The sequence below is a fragment of the Pseudacidovorax sp. RU35E genome, from assembly GCF_900156165.1.
GTDB lineage: Bacteria > Pseudomonadota > Gammaproteobacteria > Burkholderiales > Burkholderiaceae_C > Xenophilus.
The window spans coordinates 40,085-58,038 of sequence record NZ_FTMY01000007.1 but is presented as its reverse complement, the minus strand read 5'-3'; the positions used below and the strand labels follow the sequence as shown (position 1 = coordinate 58,038).

The following is a 17,954-nucleotide window of genomic DNA, read 5'->3' as shown; positions in this document are numbered from 1 at the left end:
TTCTGGAACGTTGGAACCTTCACGACGCGCTCAGCCGCCGCGCCGCCCCAGCTTGCGGTAGACCGTTGCCCGGCTCACGCCCAGCAGCCGGGCCGCCTCGGCGACGTTGCCCTGGGCCTCGTCGACCGCCTGGCGGATCCACGCGTTCTGTGCCTCCTTCAGCCGCGGGCGCGCGGCGGCGCGCGGGCCGATGCTGCCGCTTCGCGTGGCACGAACCTGGGTTCGCAGACCGCTCCACAGCGGAACTTCCAGTGGCGTAGGGCCGCGACCGGCCGCATCGAAAAGCAGATGCGCCGGTGCAGCGAACACCTCGTCCGCCGGCCAGGGCCCCGTGCCCTGCAGGCCCAGCAGTTGCCGCGCGAGCGCGTTCGCACCAGTGATGCGGCCGTCGACGTCGAGCGCCAGCAGCCCGTCGCCGTCGGCGCCCTCGACCGGGGCCAGGCAGCCGGGCCAGTTCAGCTGCAGCAGCAGCGCATGGGGTTGCGCGCGCAACAGCCGGTTGCCGATGGCCTGGACCGCGTGGCGGGCCAGATGCTGCAGCTCGGGCCGCTCGTCCACCTGCACGCCGGTCAGGTCCAGCATGCCGATGCAGCGGCCCTGGGGGTCGAACAGCGGTGCGCCGGCGCAGGTGTAGACACTGGTGTCGTCGAAGAAGTGCTCGCCGCGGTGCAGCCAGACCGGGGCCTGCTCGGCCAGGGCCGCGCCGATGGCGGTGGTGCCGACGGCGCGCTCCGACAGGTCGACGCCGACGCGCGCGATGTCGGCGATGGCGCGCTCGTCCTGCGCCGGCAGCGTCCCCACTTCGAGCACCATGCCCTGGGCATCGGTCAGCAGCGCGAAGTAGCGGGTGGCGGCAATGGCGCGCGAGAGCCGGTCCATCACCGGCCGGGCCGCCTCGACCAACTGTCGGCTGCCGTCGGTGGCCTGGCGCAGCCGAGGCGCCGAGACGGGCTCGAACTGCACCCGCTCGCCCGGCTGGCGGCCGGCGGCCAGGCAGCGCTGCCAGGAGCGCGTGATCCAGGGTTCGATGGGGGGCGCATGGCGTCCCTGTGTGCCATGCAGCCAGTGCCCACGCGCCAGCGCGATGGCGCCGGCACGGTCGGGCGCGGGACGGACCGATGTCTCCATGGGGGGCTTTCGTGGGGGTGTTCCATTTTGAGAATTTCGGGCCCGACCGTCCATCGCGCTAGGGTTTTGCCTGAGCGCTGCCCCTGGGCGGGCGCGGAACATGCGACGCTTCGGCCCTCGTGCCACCCAGCCATCCCCTCGAATGGAGACAGCCAGCATGCAGGTATCCCTCAGCGTCAACGGCCGCGCCGTCAATCTCGACGCTCCGCCCAACACCCTTCTCGTCACCGCCATCCGCGAGCATCTGCAGCTCACCGGCACCCATGTGGGTTGCGACACCGCGCAGTGCGGTGCGTGCACGGTCCACATGAACGGCCGCGCGGTGAAGTCCTGCAACATCCTGCTGGCCCAGGCGGCCGGCGCCGACATCACCACCATCGAGGGCATCGCCCAGCCCGACGGCACCCTGCATCCCATGCAGGCCGCCTTCAAGGAATGCCATGGCCTGCAATGCGGCTTCTGCACGCCCGGCATGGTGATGAGCGCCATCGACCTGTGCCAGCAGCATCCCGGCGCCGACGAGCAGGAGATCCGGGAGCTGCTCGACGGCAACCTGTGCCGCTGCACCGGCTACCAGAACATCGTCAAGGCCGTGAAGATGGGCGGCCAGGTCATGGCCGAAGGCCAGTCGGCCACCTCATCCGCCACCGCGACGGCTTGAGCGAAAAGGAGTCCGCCATGGGTGCTTCCGACTTTTCCAAGCTGCCGCACATCGGCGAGGCCATCCGCCGCAAGGAAGACCTGCGCTTCCTGACCGGCGCCGGCAACTACACCGGCGACGTGGTGCTGGCCAACCAGGCGCATGCCGTCTTCCTGCGCTCGCCGCATGCGCATGCGGCGATCAAGTCCATCGACATCGCCGCCGCGAAGCAGATGCCGGGCGTGGTCGGCATCTTCACCGGCGCCGACATCGACGGAAAGATGGGCGGCCTGCCCTGCGGCTGGCAGATCAACAACCCCGACGGCTCGCCCATGAAGGAGCCGCCGCATCCCATCCTGGCCATCGGCAAGGTGCGCTACGTGGGCGACCACGTGGCCATGGTGGTGGCCGAGACGGTGGAGCAGGCGCGCAATGCCTCCGAGGCCATCGTGGTCGAGTACGACGTGCTCCCCGCCGTGGTGAGCCTGGTCGACGCGGCCAAGAAGACCGGCCCCGCCATCCATGAGGCCGCGCCCGACAACCAGTGCTACAAGTGGACGCTGGGCGACAAGGCGCAGGTGGATGCAGCCTTCGAGAAGGCCGCGCATGTCACCAAGCTGGACCTGGTCAACAACCGCCTGATCCCCAACCCCATCGAGCCGCGCGTGGCCGTGGCCGGCTACAACCGTGCCGGCGACGAATACGTGCTGTACGTGGCCAACCAGAACCCGCACGTCGAGCGCCTGCTGATGACCGCCTTCGTGCTGGGCCTGCCCGAACACAAGGTGCGCGTGATCGCGCCCGACGTGGGCGGCGGCTTCGGCTCCAAGATCTTCCTGTACGCGGAAGACGTGGCCCTGACCTGGGCCAGCAAGCAGCTCAACCGCAACATCAAGTGGACCGCCGAGCGCTCGGAATGCTTTCTGTCGGACGCCCATGGTCGCGACCATGTGAGCCATGCCGAGATGGCCATGGACAAAGACGGCAAGTTCCTGGCCATGCGGGTGCACACCGACGCCAACCTGGGCGCCTACCTGTCGACCTTCTCGACGGCGGTGCCCACCATCCTGTACGCCACGCTGCTGGCGGGCCAGTACACCACGCCGCAGATCTATGTGGAGGTGGATGCCTGGTTCACCAACACCGCGCCGGTCGATGCCTACCGCGGCGCTGGTCGGCCCGAGGCCACCTACCTGCTCGAACGCCTGGTCACCCGCTGCGGCTGGGAGATCGGTCTGGGGCAGGACGAGATCCGTCGCCGCAACTTCATCCGCGAATGGCCGTACCAGACGCCCGTCGCACTGCAGTACGACGTGGGCGACTACGAGGCCTGCATGAAGCGCGCGCAGGAACTGGCCGAGGTGAGCGGCTTCGACGCCCGCCGCGCCGAGAGCGAGAAAAGCGGCAAGCTGCGCGGCATCGGCTACTCCAGCTACATCGAGGCCTGCGGCCTGGCGCCGTCGAACATCGCCGGGGCGCTGGGCGCGCGGGCGGGCCTGTTCGAGGCCGGCGAGGTGCGGGTGCATCCCACCGGCAGCGTGACGGTGTTCACCGGCTCGCACAGCCACGGCCAGGGCCACGAGACCACGTTCGCACAGGTCGTGGCCGCGCGCCTGGGCATTCCAGTCGAGAACGTGGACATCGTGCACGGCGACACCGGCCGCATTCCCTTCGGCATGGGCACCTACGGCTCGCGCTCGATCAGCGTGGGCGGTGCGGCCATCATGCGGGCGCTCGACAAGATCGAGGCCAAGGCCAAGAAGATCGCCGCCCACCTGATGGAAGCGAGCGATGCCGACATCGACTTCGAAGGCGGCGAATTCAGCGTCAAGGGCACCGACAAGAATATCCCCTTCGGCCAGGTGGCGCTGACGGCCTATGTGCCGCACAACTACCCGCTCGACAAGCTGGAGCCGGGCCTGAACGAAACCGCTTTTTACGACCCCACCAACTTCACCTACCCGGCCGGCACCTACATCTGTGAGGTGGAGATCGACAAGGCCACGGGCGAGGTGCGGGTGGACCGGTTCACCGCGGTGGACGACTTCGGCACCATCATCAACCCCATGATCGTGGAAGGCCAGGTGCAGGGCGGCATCGTGCAGGGCATCGGCCAGGCGCTGCTCGAGAACTGCGTCTACGACAACGAGACCGGCCAGTTGCTCACCGGCAGCTTCATGGACTACGCCATGCCGCGCGCGGCCGACTTCCCCAACTTCAAGCTCGACACCATCTGCACGCCCTGCACCCACAACCCGCTTGGCACCAAGGGTTGCGGCGAGGCCGGCGCCATCGGCTCGCCGCCTGCGGTCATCAACGCCGTGCTGGACGCGCTGGCGCCCATGGGCGTGAAGGAGTTCGACATGCCCGCCACCCCGGCCCGCGTGTGGGAAGCCATGCAGCGCGGCAGCACCACGCCCCAGCAGCAACCGCAGACGCCCTCGCTGGCGGCCAGCACTCAGGGCCGTCCGGCCGCCTGAACCCCCGAAGGAAGGAGCCTTTTCCATGTACGCATTCACCTTCGAACAGCCCGCTGCGCTCGACGACGCACTGGGCCTGGTGGCCGCTGGCGGCAAGCCGCTGGCCGGTGGCCAGACCCTGCTGGCCTCGATGAAGCTGCGCCTGTCGGCCCCCGAGCAACTGGTCGACCTGGGCCGCTGCAAGGAGCTGTCGGGCATCGGCCTGCAGAACGGCGAACTCGTCATCGGCGCCATGACGCGCCATGCCGAAGTGGCCGTGAACCCGCTGGTGCGGGACAACTATCCGGCGCTGGCCGACCTGGCCTCGCGCATCGGCGACCGCCAGGTGCGGGCCATGGGCACGCTGGGCGGCTCGGTGGCCAACAACGACCCGGCCGCCTGCTACCCGAGCGCCGTGCTGGCCTCGGGCGCGACCATCGTCACCACCCAGCGCGAGATCGCTGCCGACGACTTCTTCCTGGGCCTGTTCGCCACCGCGCTGGAGGAGGGCGAGCTGATCAAGGCGATCCGCTTCCCGGTGCCCAAGCAGGCGGCGTACGAGAAGCTGCGCCAGAAGGCTTCGCACTTTCCGCTGGTGGGCGTGTTCGTGGCCCGCTTCGACGACGGCGTGCGCGTGGCGGTCACGGGCGCGGGCAACGGCGTGTTCCGCCACGCGGGGCTCGAGCAGGCCCTGTCGCAGTCCTTCACAGCGCAGGCGGCGGGCGGCGTGGAGATCGACGCCAGCGAGCTCAACAGCGACCTGCACGGCACGGCGGCCTACCGCGCCAACCTGATCAGCGTGCTGGCCCAGCGCGCGGTGATCAAGGCGAGCCGCTAAGCTCGGCACGATGACCGACGCCGCCCGCCTCCCACCTGCGCCCGACCTTTCCTCCATCGACGCGCTGGAACGGGGGCTGGCGTCGCGCGGCTACCTGGCCGACCGGCGGCTGGCGACGGCCGTCTTCCTGGCCCTGAAGCTGCAGCGGCCGCTGCTGCTGGAGGGCGAGCCCGGCGTCGGCAAGACCGAACTGGCCAAGGCGCTGTCCAGCCTGCTCGGCCGACAGCTGCTGCGCCTGCAGTGCTACGACGGCCTGGAGCAGCGCGAGGCGCTGTACGAGTGGAACTACGCCGCGCAGTTGCTGCACCTGCGTGCCTCCGAGGCCGGTGACCATGCGAAGGACGAAGGCGCGCGCGACGTGGAGGCCGAGGTCTACCAGTCGCGCTACCTGATCCAGCGCCCGCTGCTGCAGGCCCTGCAGTCACCGGCGCCGGGCGCGGTGCTGCTGATCGACGAGGTGGACCGCGCCGACGAGCCCTTCGAGGCCTTCCTGCTCGAATACCTGGGCGAGTACCAGGTCAGCATTCCCGAGTTGGGCACGGTGCGCGCCGCGGTGCCGCCGGTGACCCTGCTCACCAGCAACCGCACACGCGACCTGAACGACGCCGTCAAGCGCCGTTGCCTCTACCACTGGCTGGACTACCCCGAGCGCGAACGCGAGCTGGCCATCGTCCGCGCCCAGGTGCCGCAGGCCGGCGAGGCGCTGTCGGCGCAGGTGGCGGACTTCGTGCAGCGCGTGCGTGCGCAGCCCTTCGCCAACGCCTTCCAGCGTGCGCCCGGCATTGCCGAGAGCGTGGAATGGGCGCGTGCGCTGGTGGCGCTGGACACGGTGGTGCTCGACCCCGAAGTGGTGGTCGACACCGCCGGCATCCTGTTCAAGCAGCGCGACGACGTGGCGGCGCTGAACCACCAGCTGGCCACCGAACTGCTCGCGCCCGAAACCGCCTGAGCGCAGGCTTTCAGCCATGCAAGGCATCCAGCAACTCGGCGACGCACGACGCGGCAAGCTGGCCGGCCACCTGATGGGCTTCGGCCGCGCGCTGCGGCGGGCCGGCGTGCGCATCGACCCGTCGCGCATCGCGCTGGGCCTGGAAGCCGCGCTGCTCGTCGGCATCGAGCAGCGCGCCGATCTGCAGGCCGCGCTGGAATCGGTGCTCGTCAGCCGCGAGCAGGACCGGCTGGTCTTCCGCGAACTCTTCGATGCCTGGTTCCAGGACCCGGCCCTCGCCCAGAAGATGCTGGCGCGCATGCTGCCCAACGCCGAGGGCCGCGCCGAGCCGGTGCAGCGCCGCAACCGCGTGCGCGAAGCCCTGGCCGCGCCCACCACGCTCAAGCCCGCCCCGCAGGACGAGGAACTGCAACTCGACGCCGCCATGAGCGCCGGCACGCGCGAGCGCCTGCAGCAGGCCGACTTCAACAGCCTGGGCGCCGCCGAGTACCGCCTGGTCGAACGCCTGGCGCGCGAGAAGGCGCTGCCCGTGCCCACCTATGCCTCGCGCCGCCTGCGGCCGGTGGCGCAGGCCGGGGGCGCGGCCCGCATCCACTGGCCCGGCGTGTGGCGCCAGGCTGCGCGGCATGGCGGCGAGATCCCGCGCCTGCCGCGCCAGGTGCGCCGCGCACGGCCCCGGCCGCTCCTGGTGCTGGTCGATGTCTCCGGCTCCATGGAGCGCTATGCGCGGCTGCTGCTGGCCTACCTGCATGCGGCCACGCGGCCGCTGGTGGGCGAGGGCGCGCGGCGCGACGTCTTCGCCTTCGGCACCGGGCTGACCGACCTCACGCCCGCCTTCCGCCATGCCGACACTGACGTCATGCTGGCCGAGGCCGGCCGCGCCATCGCCGACTTCGCGGGCGGCACGCGCCTGGGCGAGGCCCTGGCCCAGTTGCGCCGGCAGCATGCGCGTCGCCTGGTCGGCCGTCGCACGCTGGTGCTGCTGATCAGCGACGGGCTGGACACGGGTGAGCCGGCCGAGCTGGACGCTCAGTTGCAATGGCTGCGTCGCCACACGGGCGCGCTGCTGTGGCTCAATCCCCTATTGCGTTTCGCCGGCTATGCGCCGCTGGCACGCGGCGCCGCGTTGCTGGACCGGCATGCCGACGCCATGCTGGCCGTGCACAACCTGCAGGCGCTGGACGAGCTGGCCGACAGCCTGGCCGCGCTGCTGCGCCGACTGCGCTGAATCATCATTTCTTTCCTCTGGAGACCCACATGGACATGCAAGGCAGCCGCCCCCTGGGCGTGACCCAGCAACAGGCCTGGGAGGCCCTCAACGACCCCGAGACGCTCAAGCGCTGCCTGCCCGGTTGCGACAAGTTCGAGGCCACGGGCGAAGGCCAGTACACCGTCACCATGGCCGTGAAGGTGGGCCCGGTGTCGGCCAAGTTCGCGGGCAAGGTCACGCTCAGCGACATCCAGCCGCCCGAAAGCTACCGACTCAGCTTCGAAGGGCAGGGGGGCGTTGCCGGCTTCGGCAAGGGCGCGTCTTCGGTGTCGCTGGCACCCACCGACACCGGCTGCACGCTCAGCTACACGGTGCAGGCGCAGGTGGGCGGCAAGATCGCGCAGCTGGGCCAACGCCTGATCGACGGCGCGGCCAAGTCCATGGCCGACGACTTCTTCAAGCGCTTCGATGCCGAGATGCAGCGCCTGCACGGTGTGCCGCCCGCCGCCGGCGAGCCGGCGGAGGAAGCCAAGACCGGCGCCGTCGCCGGCCTCATGCAGAAGATGGGCTTCGGCAAGAAGGACAAGTCCGAGGAGGGCTGAACACGATGGAAAACCTCGACGTGATGGTGCTGCGCCAGCTGCGCGACTGGCGCCAGGCTGGCCGCCGGGCGCTGCTGGCGACGGTGGTGCGCACCTGGGGCTCGTCGCCGCGGCCTGTGGGTTCCATCATGGCGTTGGCGGAAGACGGCGCGGTGGTCGGCTCCGTCTCCGGCGGCTGCATCGAGGACGACCTGATCGCCCGCCACAGCCGCGTCGGCCAGCAGGCCATGCCCACGGGCGCGCCTGCGCAGGTCAAGTACGGCATCACCGCCGATGAGGCGCATCGCTTCGGCCTGCCCTGCGGCGGCACGCTGGAGCTGGTGCTGGAGTTCGACCCCGACGCGGGCCAGCTGGCCGAGCTGGTGCAGCGGCTGGCGGGCGGCCAGCTCACCCAGCGCATCGTGCGACTGGCCGACGGCGCGGTCACGCTCGAAGCCGCTCACGCCCCGGCCGAGCTCGTCATCGACGACACACGGCTGGTGAACACCTTCGGCCCCGAGTACCGCATGCTGCTGATCGGCGCCGGCCAGCTTGCCGAATACCTGGCCACCATGGCCAGCTTCAGCGGCTTCGCCGTCACGCTGTGCGATCCGCGCGAGGAATACCGCGGCGCCTGGTCGCTGCCCAACGTGCGCCTGTCCACCGAGATGCCCGACGACGCCGTCGCCGCCTTCCGGCCCGACCGGCGCAGCTGCGTGGTCGCCCTTACGCACGACCCCAAGCTCGACGACCTGGCCCTGCTGGCGGCGCTCGAGACGGACGCCTTCTACGTCGGCGCCATCGGCTCGCGACGCAACGCGCAGGCGCGCCGCGAACGGATGATCGAGCACTTCGACCAGACGCCCGAGTCGCTCGCCCGCCTGCGCGGGCCCATCGGCCTGTACATCGGCAGCAAGACGCCGCCCGAGATCGCCGTGAGCGTGATGGCCGAGATCCTGGCCGTGAAGAACGGCGTGGCCCTGCCGCGCGAGATGGAAGTGGCGCAGGCCAAGGAGCAGTTGCAGGCGCAGCCGGGGTAGGCGCCGACCCCATCGGCGCCGCTCTGGGGTGCCGGCCCGCGCGGGGCACTGGGCGCGCGCCTGCAAGCCCGCAACCGTCGCGCTACAGTGCCGGGCTTTTCCGCTTCAGCTCTTTCCCGCCATGCAACGCATCCAGCTCGGTCGCAGCGATCTGCACGTCACGCCCATCTGTCTGGGCACCATGACCTTCGGCGAACAGGTGGACGAGCCCACCGCGCACGACATCCTCGACCATGCGGTGGCCCGCGGCGTCGACTTCCTGGACACGGCCGAGATGTACGCCGTGCCCGCCCGCAAGGAAACCTACGGCGCCACCGAGACCATCATCGGCAACTGGTTCGCCAAGAACCCCGGCCTGCGCCAGAAGCTCACGCTGGCCACCAAGGTGGCCGGCCCCTCGCGCGGCATGCCCTGGGTGCGCGAAGGAGGTGGCATGACGGCCGCGGACATCGTGGCTTCCTGCGAAGGCAGCCTGCGGCGGCTGCAGACCGACGTCATCGACCTCTATCAGATCCACTGGCCCGAACGCAACGTGCCCGCCTTCGGCACGATGTACTACGACCCCACCAAGGAACGTACCCAGACCTCGATCCACGAGCAGTTGGAGGCGCTGGCCGGCCTGGTGAAGGCGGGCAAGGTGCGCTACATCGGCCTGTCGAACGAGACGCCCTATGGCGTGCACGAGTTCGTGCGTCTGGCCGAGCAGCACGGCCTGCCGCGCGTGGCCACGGTTCAGAACGTCTACTGCCTTCTCAGCCGCGCGCTGGAGAACGGCCTGGACGAGACCATGCACCGGCTGGATGTCTCGCTGCTGGCCTATTCGCCGCTGGGCTTCGGTCTGCTGACCGGCAAGTACGACGCCAGCGGCACCGAAGGCCCGGATGCGCCCAAGGACGGCCGCATTGCCCGCTACGAATCGGTGCGCAAGCAGCGCTGGGGCCGGCCCGAGGCGCTGGCCGCCGCGCGCCGCTACAACCAGCTGGCCCGCGACCACGGCATGACGCCCGCGCGCCTGGCGCTGGCCTTCTGCTACACCAAGTGGCAGGTGGCCAGCACCATCATCGGCGTCACGACCAAGGCCCAGCTGGACGAGGACCTGGACGCCTGGGGCACCACGCTGTCGCCCGAGCTGCTGGCCGAGATCGACAGGATCCGTTGGGAGATGCGCGACCCCGCGAACTGAGATGGCCAAGAAGGACAAGGCCCACGTGTCGGAGACCCCGGCCACCGCCGTGCTGCGCGCGGCGAAGGTGGCCTTCACCGAGCATCCCTACGAGTACCTGGAGCATGGCGGCGCGCAGCACAGTGCGGCGGTGCTGGGCTTCGATCCCTTCACGGTGGTCAAGACGCTGGTGATGCAGGACCAGGACGCCAAGCCGCTCATCGTGCTGATGCACGGCAACCGCACCGTGTCGACCAAGAACCTCGCGCGGCAGATCGGCGCCAAGTCGGTGGAGCCCTGCAAGCCCGAGGTGGCCCAGCGCCACAGCGGCTATCAGGTGGGCGGCACCTCCCCCTTCGGCACGCGGCGGGACATGCCGGTCTACATCGAGTCGACCATCCTCGACCTGCCGCGCATCTGCATCAACGGCGGGCGGCGCGGCTACCTCGTTGGCATCGATCCGCAGGTGTGCGTGCAACTGCTCGGCGCGCGGCCGGTGCAGTGCGCGCTGGCAGAATGAGGCGCGGCCCGAACCGGGCCGCCTCTCTCGCGTCTTCCACGATTCCCGAATGCCAAGACGCCGCCCTCCGAGCGGCGCGCAGCGGCCGCGCATGAGGCGGTCGGCCGAGGTCCTTCCATGAGCCTGTCCATGTCCTCCATCCTCGTCATCATTGCGGCCTACCTGATCGGCTCGCTGTCCTTCGCCGTGATCGTCAGCCGCCTGATGGGCATGGACGATCCACGCAGCTATGGCAGCGGCAACCCGGGCGCCACCAATGTGCTGCGCTCCGGCCGCAAGGGCGCGGCCCTGGCCACGCTGCTGCTGGACGCCGCCAAGGGCTGGCTGCCGGTGTTCCTGGTGCGGCGCTTCGGCGCGGCCTACGGGCTCGACGAGAGCGTGGCGGCACTCGCCGGCCTGGCGGCCTTCCTGGGCCACCTGTACCCGGTGTTCTTCGGCTTCAAGGGTGGCAAAGGCGTCGCCACCGCAGCCGGCGTGCTGCTGGGCATCGACTGGATGCTGGGCCTCGCGACCGGGCTGACCTGGATCATCATCGCCTTCTTCTTCCGCTATTCGTCGCTGGCCGCGCTGGTGGCGGCCTTCTTCGCGCCGGCCTACTACCTGCTGGGCGGCGGCATCGCCTGGCGGCTGCATCGCGGCGTGCTGGCGGCCATCGTGGTCATGGGCCTGCTGCTGGTGTGGCGCCACCGCGAGAACATCCGCCGGCTGCTGGCCGGCACCGAATCGCGGCTTGGTTCCAAGGCGAAGGCCAAAGCCAAGACTTCCTCGTCCTGATTAGGATTTCCTCATGGCAGAACTCAAGCGCTTCCACGTCGGTCCCCGTCTGTCGGAGATGGCCGTCCACAACGGCACCGTCTACCTGGCCGGCCAGGTGCCGGACGACACCACGCAGGACATCCGCGGCCAGACGGCCCAGGTGCTGGCCATGGTCGACCGCCTGCTGGCCGAGGCCGGCAGTGACAAGACCCGCATCCTGATGACGCAGATCTTCCTGACCGATGTCAGCGAGATCGGCGCCATGAACGAGGTGTGGGACGCCTGGGTGCCCGCCGGCCACACGCCGCCGCGTGCCACCGTGCAGGCGGCGTTGGCCAATGCGGCCTACAAGATCGAGATTGTCGTCACGGCGGCACTGGCCTGATCTTCAGGCCGGCGACGGCGCGCGAGCGCGCTTTCGGGGCGTGAAGGCTTCGGACGGCGATGCACGGCAGCAGCCCGGATGACGATGCACTGAAGGTCGGCCCACCCCAGCGCATCGACCGCCTGTGGGCCTGGATGGAAGGCCGCCCCCTGCGCCGCGCGGTGGTGGGCGCGCTGATCTTCCTCGTGTGCTTCAGCGGGCTGTTCGCCTCGTGGATCGGGGTAGCGCTGTGGCGCGGCTCGACCGACCGCAACGCCGCGGCCGTAGCGCTGCTGTATGTGCTGGTGCCCTTCATCGCCGTGGTCATGCTCTTCATGATCCAGCGCATGATGTACCGGCTGCTGTGGAACCAGGAACGCGCCATCGCGCGCGGTGAATGGCGGCCGGGGGACCGGGTGCCGCCGCCCGGTCCGCGATCCACGCCCCCGGCGCCCCCGGTGCCCTGGCCGTGGTCATTGCGGGCCCGGCATGCGCTGCTCTACGTGCTCACCATCGGCGGCCTGTTGTACGGCTTCATGCCCTATGAACACCAGGTCGAGCTGGTGCGCCTGATCTGGCAACTGGGCTCGGGCAGCGCCACGCGGCGGCAACTGCCGTTGCTGCTCTTTGGCTATCTGCCCTTGGTCCTCTTCGGATTGCTGGCCGTCGCGCTGACCCACCGCCAGCGGCGCTGGCGGGACGCAGGACAACTCGACACCCGCGCGCGCTTGGTGCTACGGGCCGAGATGAACTGGCTGTGGGCCTTCGCGACGGCGGCCGCGATGACCATCCTGATGCTGCAGCTCTTCGGCCAGCTCATCGTCGCCAAGCTCTGAAGCGCCGCGGGCGACAGCGGCCGGGCGAGTCAGTAGCGCCGCTCCAGCACCATCTGGTCGGCGTCGCGCCGCATCGAGAAGCGATTGATGAAGCTGTTGCCCAGCAGCACGTACGGCATCGGCTGGGGCGAGACGATGGCATCGACGTCGTAGACCGTCACGTCGCCCACCTTCACCGACTCCAGCTTGACGCGCCAGCCTGGCACCGTGCCGTTGGCGGTGTTCATCGTCACCGGCTGACCGCGTGTGGGATCGAGGCCGATGCGCTGCGCGTCGGCCATGGACATGCCCACCGAGGTGGCGCCCGTGTCCAGCATGAAGGTGACCGGCCGACTATTGATCCCGCCGGCCGTCACGAAGTGGCCCCGGCTGTCCGCCGTCAGAACGATGCGGCTGCCGCCGCCTCCGCCACCCCCTGAGCCACCGACGCTCGCCGGTGCGCCCATGCGCAGCGTGAGCCGCTTGCCGCCGGACTCCACGATGGCCTGGCCGTCCTGCACGCTCACCAGCCGCACGCCCTGCAGACTCTCTCCGGCCGCCAGCGTACGAGGTGCGCCCCCGCCCACGATCAGAATCGCGCGGCTGCCGATGGTGCCGGTCAGCGTGATCGATTGGGTTTGAGCCTGCGCTTGCGCCTGCACGGTGACAGCAAGACCCGTTGCCATGATTGCAGCGAGAACGTGTGCGCGTGTCCGTTTCCATCGCCCCGATCCGCCGCAACGCATCGACACCGCCGACGGCGCAGCATCGCCCCGCGTGCCGAAGGCCGCGGAGCAGGCCATGCCAGTGCACCCCAGGAACTGGCTTTGCCAGGCCTGCGGGTGCGCCCCCCTCCAAGCCGAAGGCGCCAGAGAGGGGGGAGCCGCGAAGCGGCATGGGGGGTTCAAAAGTCAGTCCCTGAAGTTGTCAAAAGAGACCGGCAGATCGGCCACATCCTTGCGGATCAGCGCCATCGCCGCCTGCAGGTCGTCCCGCTTGGCACCGGTCACGCGCACGGCATCGCCCTGGATGGCCGCCTGCACCTTGAGCTTGCTGTCCTTGAGCAGGCGCTGGATCTTCTTGGCGGTGTCCGAGTCGACACCGCTCTTGACCTTGAAGACCTGCTTGACCTTGTCGCCGCCGATCTTCTGCACGTCGCCCTTGTCCAGGAATCGTACGTCGACGTTGCGCTTGGTGAGCTTGCCGCGCACGATGTCCTCGATCTGTGCCAGCTGGAAGTCGGCGTTGCCGATCAGGATGATTTCCTTGTCCTTCAACTCGACCGATGCGGGCGTGCCCTTGAAGTCGAAGCGGGTGGCGATTTCCTTGGCGGCGGTGTCGATGGCGTTGCGCACCTCGACCATGTTGGGTTCGCAGACGGTGTCGAAAGAGGGCATGGGGTGTTCTCCTGAGGGTGTCGCGCCCGGGCGCGGTGCCGGGGGCGGAAGAGGGCGCCGCCCGCAAGCGCGGGCCCGAGGCGGCCGGATGCGAAAATTCTCCCATGATCGCCGAGCGCAACGTCCCCCTTCAACCCCACAACAGCTTCGGCATCGTCGCCCGCGCCCAGCAGCTCGTCCGCATCCGCAGCGAGGACGACATCGCCGAGGTGCTGGCCCGCGAGGACTGGCGCGAGATGCCCAAGTTCGTGCTCGGTGGCGGCAGCAACATCGTCATCACCGGTGACGTCAAGCCGCTGGTGCTCAAGGTCGAGATTCCCGGCCGCCGCGTGGTCGAAGACACGCCGAAGGGCTGCATCGTCGAGATAGGCGCCGGCGAGCTGTGGCACGACACCGTGCGCTGGACGCTGGAGCAGGGCTGCCCCGGTCTGGAGAACATGGCCATGATCCCGGGCACCGTGGGCGGCGCTCCGGTGCAGAACATCGGTGCCTACGGCGTCGAATTGCAGGATCGTTTCGAGTCGCTGGACGGCATCGACCTGGAAACCGGCCGCTGCTTCACGCTCGACGCGGCCCAGTGCGCCTTCGGCTACCGCGATTCGGTGTTCAAGCATCCACCCGGCACCGGCCCCAACGACTTCGGCCTGGCCGGCCGCGCGCTCATCACGCGGGTGCGGCTGCGCCTGCCGCGGCCCTGGAAGCCGGAACTGGGTTATCTGGACTTGGCGCGCAAGGCGGCCGAGAGCGGCATCGACGAGCCGACGCCCATGCAGGTCTTCGACTGGGTCTGCGCCATCCGCCAGGCCAAGCTGCCGGATTGGCGCGTGCTGGGCAATGCAGGAAGCTTCTTCAAGAACCCGACGGTCACGCCGGAACAGTGCGCGGACATCATCGCCCGCGAGCCGCGCATCGTGCACTACCCCATGCCCGACGGCTCGGTGAAGCTGGCGGCGGGCTGGCTGATCGACGCCTGCGGCTGGAAGGGCAAGTCGGTGGGGAATGCCGGCGTCTACGAGAAGCAGGCGCTGGTGCTGGTCAACCGCGGGGGAAACACGCACCCCGCCACCGGCGGCGAGGTGATGACACTGGCCAAGGCCATCCAGACCAGCGTCTACGAACGCTTCGGCATCCGGCTGGAGCCGGAGCCGGTCGTCGTCTGAATGTTCGTTCAGCCGAAGTGGCAGATGTAGCTGTAGGGCTCGCCGCTCACGCGGATATCGAACTTGGCGTTGCCGGGGATGCTGAACTTCTCGCCGGCGGCGGAGCGCTTCCAGTCGCTCTCGCCCTCCAGGCGGTATTCGCAGCTGCCGCCGGTGCACTCCATGATCTCGGGCGCGCCGGTGCTGAAGGTCAGCGAAGACGGCAGGATCACGCCCACGGTGCACTTGCGGCCATCGGCCAGCGTCACGCCATGCGAGACGCATTTGCCGTCGAAATACACATTGGCCGTGGTGGCGACGGAGACGCCGTCGAGGGTCTTCTGGATGCTCATGGACTGCAGCAGTGAGGAGGATGGAAAAGGGCCGCGGATTCTAGAAGCGCGCCGTGCGCTGCCCATTCCAGGCCAAGTCGCTCACCAGCGCCGGTGCCAGCCGCGCGAGTAGCCGAAGTTGAGCGACAGGCCCACCGGCGGGTACACGTAAGGCGCCGGGTAGGTGTAGACCGGGGCAGCCACGGGCGCCGGGTAATAGACGGGTGCGGGGTACGCGGTCGTGTAGACCGGATAGCCCGGCGCCACCACCGCCTGCGGCGCCGGAGCCGGCATCGGTGCATTTGACACCACCACCCCGGGCTCTGGAGCCACCTGTTCCCAGGGCGCGCGGGTCGCATAGGTGTTGCCGTCAGGAGGCGGGACCTGGCCGGTCTGCATGCTCGGCTGCGGCGCGACCGGGTAGGTGCTGACCCCCAGATCGCTCACCTGCAGGCCGATGGTTTGGCCGGGCGGCGTGTCGGTGCGCGTGGTGTAGGTGCGGCCGTTGTACTCGTAGCGCACGCTGTAGCCTATGCGGCCGTTCTCGACGACGGGAGTGCTCGACAGCACGCGGCCCTCGGCGTACTGGGGCTGGCTCTGGGCGAAGGCCGGAGCGGCAAGGCTTGCGACCACGGCCAGAGCCAGGGCGCCGAGCGACGGACGGGGGAAGGTCATGGACATCTCCTGCGAATGAAAGCGGCAGATGCGCCGCAGCCTCGATTGGACGTCGCCCGCTGCTGCGGGTTCAATCCCTCAACGTCCGACGCGGGTCTTCCAGTCCTCGACGTCGAAACCAACGGTAACCGCGCCGTCCGGCCATTCGACGACCGGGCGTTTCACCAGACTCGGATGGGCGCGCAGCGCGGAGGCGGCCGATCCGGCGTCGACCACGGACTGCCGGGCAGCTTCGTCCAACTGCCGCCAGGTGGTGCCGCGGCGGTTGACCAGCGGTTCCCATCCCACGGCCGCGAGCCAGCGGGCAAGAGCGGCTTCCGGCACGCCCTGCTTCTTGAAGTCGTGGAAGGTGTAGGCCTGGCCTTCGCTGTCGAGCCAGGTGCGGGCACGCTTGACGGTGTCGCAGTTGGGAATGCCGTAGACGTCGATCATGGGGCGCGATGATGCCTCACGAGTGCGCTGCCTCTTGAAAGCAGGCTCGGCACGGCCGCGCCGCGGCGAAAGGTGCCCGGGCATCTCCCGCCTGCCCGGCGGTGATTGGACGGGAGCCGCAAAGCACGCGGAGGGGCTCGGCGACAATGCCGCCCTCCTATGAAGACCCTCGCCGACTGGCTCGCCTACGCCGAGCAACTGCACGCCAAGAACATCGCCCTGGGGCTGGACCGGGTCCAGGCCGTGGCCCGGCGCATGGGCCTCGCGCTGAAATGCCCCGTCATCACGGTCGCCGGCACCAATGGCAAAGGCTCCACCTGTGCCATGCTGGAAGCGATCCTGGCTCAGGCCGGCTACCGAATCGGCGTTTACACCTCGCCACACCTTGTGCATTTCGAGGAGCGCCTGCGCATCGGTGGCCAGTCGGTCGATGGCGAAGCGCTGTTGCCGCATTTCGAGGCCGTCGAGGCGGCCCGCGCTGCGGGTGGCGAGGCGGTGGCCCTGACCTACTTCGAATTCACCACGCTGGCCATCCTTTCGTGTATGGCGGCCTCGGGCCTCGATGCCGCGATCCTGGAGGTCGGACTCGGCGGCCGCCTGGACGCCGTCAACATCATCGATGCCGATTGCGCCGTGATCACCAGCGTGGACATCGACCATATCGAGTTTCTCGGCACCGACCGCGAGAGCATCGGCGCGGAGAAGGCCGGCGTGCTGCGCGCGGGCCGGCCGGCCATCGTGAGCGATCCGGTGCCGCCGCGCAGCGTGGTGGCCCGGGCCGAGGAACTGGGCGCCGACCTGTGGCTCTCTGGCCGTGACTTCACGGTCAGTGGCGACAAGCAGCAGTGGGCCTGGTCCGGCCGGGGCCGCCGCTACGCAGGGCTGGCCTATCCCGCTCTTCGAGGCGCCAACCAGCTGATCAACGCGGCCGGGGTGTTGGCAGCCCTGGAGGCGCTTCGTCCACGGTTACCGGTGACGGCGCAGGCCATCCGCCAGGGTTTCGCCACGGTCGAACTGCCGGGACGCTTCCAGATCGTGCCCGGCCAGCCGACGCTGGTGCTGGATGTGGCCCATAACCCCCATTCGGCCGCGGCGCTTGCCGAGAACCTGGACGCGATGGGTTTTTTCCCCGTCACGCATGCGGTGTTCGGTGCAATGGCGGACAAGGACCTGGCGCCGATCTTCGAACGCCTGGGCCCGCTGGTGGACCGCTGGTACTTCACCGACCTGCCCACGCCCCGGGCGGCCCGGGCGACCGACCTGATGCGGATGTGGACGGCGCTGAACCGCCGCGCGGACGCCAGCGCATCGATGCATGGCGACCCCATGGCGGCCCTGTCGGCGGCCACAGGGGCGGCGGACCCGGCTGATAGAATCGTCGTCTTTGGTTCTTTCTTCACCGTCGGCGGTGTTCTCGCGCACGGTGTGCCCCGGCTGACAGCCCGGCATCTGCAGCCGGGAACCTGATCCGGTCGCTGCGGCGCTATTCGCCCTTCGTCCGCCAGGCAGCCGCTCCG

The 17,954-nt window shown here is 69.5% G+C and carries 20 protein-coding genes; 14 read left to right on the top strand and 6 right to left on the bottom strand.

The annotated features are described in order from the left end of the window. Positions 1–30 precede the first annotated feature (30 nt). Entirely contained in the window at positions 31–1,128 is a 1,098-nt protein-coding gene (locus tag BXA03_RS13780; protein ID WP_083716074.1) for a GAF domain-containing protein, read from the bottom strand. A gap of 157 nt (positions 1,129–1,285) precedes the next feature. On the opposite strand from BXA03_RS13780, the gene BXA03_RS13775 reads away from it, so the two are divergent. The 12 genes from BXA03_RS13775 to BXA03_RS13720 all read left to right on the top strand — a co-directional run bounded on the left by BXA03_RS13775 (position 1,286) and on the right by BXA03_RS13720 (position 12,483). Beyond that, the gene (locus tag BXA03_RS13775; protein WP_076508693.1) at positions 1,286–1,789 is read left to right on the top strand and encodes a (2Fe-2S)-binding protein; all 504 of its coding nucleotides are present in this window, start codon (positions 1,286–1,288) and stop codon (positions 1,787–1,789) included. 17 nt (positions 1,790–1,806) lie between these two features. Next, positions 1,807–4,248 (top strand): xanthine dehydrogenase family protein molybdopterin-binding subunit, encoded by a 2,442-nt coding sequence (locus BXA03_RS13770; RefSeq protein ID WP_076508690.1) that lies wholly within the window; start codon positions 1,807–1,809, stop codon positions 4,246–4,248. Between the two features lie 25 nt (positions 4,249–4,273). Continuing rightward, on the top strand, positions 4,274–5,065 hold the full coding sequence (locus BXA03_RS13765) for an FAD binding domain-containing protein (protein WP_076508688.1): 792 nt from the start codon (positions 4,274–4,276) through the stop codon (positions 5,063–5,065). Positions 5,066–5,075: 10 nt separating this feature from the next. Beyond that, a complete protein-coding gene (locus BXA03_RS13760; protein ID WP_076508686.1) occupies positions 5,076–6,014 on the top strand; it encodes an AAA family ATPase in 939 nt (312 codons plus the stop codon). Positions 6,015–6,030: 16 nt separating this feature from the next. Further along, entirely contained in the window at positions 6,031–7,242 is a 1,212-nt protein-coding gene (locus tag BXA03_RS13755; RefSeq protein WP_076508684.1) for a vWA domain-containing protein, read from the top strand. Between the two features lie 29 nt (positions 7,243–7,271). Further along, a complete protein-coding gene (locus tag BXA03_RS13750) occupies positions 7,272–7,826 on the top strand; it encodes a CoxG family protein (protein WP_076508682.1) in 555 nt (184 codons plus the stop codon). Between the two features lie 5 nt (positions 7,827–7,831). Next, positions 7,832–8,845: an XdhC family protein gene (locus BXA03_RS13745; protein WP_076508680.1), complete on the top strand. Its 1,014-nt coding sequence runs from the start codon at positions 7,832–7,834 to the stop codon at positions 8,843–8,845. Between the two features lie 121 nt (positions 8,846–8,966). Next, on the top strand, positions 8,967–10,028 hold the full coding sequence (locus BXA03_RS13740; protein WP_076508677.1) for an aldo/keto reductase: 1,062 nt from the start codon (positions 8,967–8,969) through the stop codon (positions 10,026–10,028). 1 nt (position 10,029) lies between these two features. After that, the gene (locus tag BXA03_RS13735; RefSeq protein ID WP_076508675.1) at positions 10,030–10,527 is read left to right on the top strand and encodes an aminoacyl-tRNA deacylase; all 498 of its coding nucleotides are present in this window, start codon (positions 10,030–10,032) and stop codon (positions 10,525–10,527) included. Positions 10,528–10,644: 117 nt separating this feature from the next. Beyond that, positions 10,645–11,301, top strand: coding sequence for a glycerol-3-phosphate 1-O-acyltransferase PlsY (gene plsY, locus BXA03_RS13730; protein ID WP_076508672.1), 657 nt, complete (start codon positions 10,645–10,647; stop codon positions 11,299–11,301). Between the two features lie 13 nt (positions 11,302–11,314). Next, positions 11,315–11,668 carry a RidA family protein gene (locus BXA03_RS13725; RefSeq protein ID WP_076508669.1) on the top strand — a complete coding sequence of 118 codons (354 nt, stop codon included), beginning with the start codon at positions 11,315–11,317 and terminating at the stop codon, positions 11,666–11,668. Positions 11,669–11,727: 59 nt separating this feature from the next. Continuing rightward, a complete protein-coding gene (locus BXA03_RS13720) occupies positions 11,728–12,483 on the top strand; it encodes a hypothetical protein (RefSeq protein WP_076508667.1) in 756 nt (251 codons plus the stop codon). A 29-nt stretch (positions 12,484–12,512) separates the two neighbouring features. On the opposite strand, the gene BXA03_RS13715 is transcribed toward BXA03_RS13720, so the two are convergent. Beyond that, positions 12,513–13,148 carry a retropepsin-like aspartic protease family protein gene (locus BXA03_RS13715; RefSeq protein ID WP_076508664.1) on the bottom strand — a complete coding sequence of 212 codons (636 nt, stop codon included), beginning with the start codon at positions 13,146–13,148 and terminating at the stop codon, positions 12,513–12,515. 225 nt (positions 13,149–13,373) lie between these two features. Beyond that, the gene (locus BXA03_RS13710; protein ID WP_076508661.1) at positions 13,374–13,859 is read right to left on the bottom strand and encodes a YajQ family cyclic di-GMP-binding protein; all 486 of its coding nucleotides are present in this window, start codon (positions 13,857–13,859) and stop codon (positions 13,374–13,376) included. Between the two features lie 104 nt (positions 13,860–13,963). Between BXA03_RS13710 and murB the strand changes: the two genes are divergently transcribed. Next, the gene (gene murB / locus BXA03_RS13705; RefSeq protein ID WP_076508659.1) at positions 13,964–15,019 is read left to right on the top strand and encodes a UDP-N-acetylmuramate dehydrogenase; all 1,056 of its coding nucleotides are present in this window, start codon (positions 13,964–13,966) and stop codon (positions 15,017–15,019) included. Between the two features lie 8 nt (positions 15,020–15,027). On the opposite strand, the gene BXA03_RS13700 is transcribed toward murB, so the two are convergent. From BXA03_RS13700 to BXA03_RS13690, 3 genes are all read right to left on the bottom strand, one after another. After that, on the bottom strand, positions 15,028–15,351 hold the full coding sequence (locus tag BXA03_RS13700; RefSeq protein ID WP_076508656.1) for a pyrimidine/purine nucleoside phosphorylase: 324 nt from the start codon (positions 15,349–15,351) through the stop codon (positions 15,028–15,030). Between the two features lie 81 nt (positions 15,352–15,432). Further along, positions 15,433–16,005: a hypothetical protein gene (locus tag BXA03_RS13695; protein ID WP_143476308.1), complete on the bottom strand. Its 573-nt coding sequence runs from the start codon at positions 16,003–16,005 to the stop codon at positions 15,433–15,435. A 78-nt stretch (positions 16,006–16,083) separates the two neighbouring features. Beyond that, on the bottom strand, positions 16,084–16,437 hold the full coding sequence (locus tag BXA03_RS13690) for an ArsC family reductase (RefSeq protein WP_076508650.1): 354 nt from the start codon (positions 16,435–16,437) through the stop codon (positions 16,084–16,086). Positions 16,438–16,596: 159 nt separating this feature from the next. Here BXA03_RS13690 and folC point away from each other — a divergent pair, with 159 nt between their 5' ends. Beyond that, positions 16,597–17,904, top strand: coding sequence for a bifunctional tetrahydrofolate synthase/dihydrofolate synthase (folC, locus tag BXA03_RS13685; protein WP_076508647.1), 1,308 nt, complete (start codon positions 16,597–16,599; stop codon positions 17,902–17,904). Positions 17,905–17,954 lie beyond the last annotated feature (50 nt).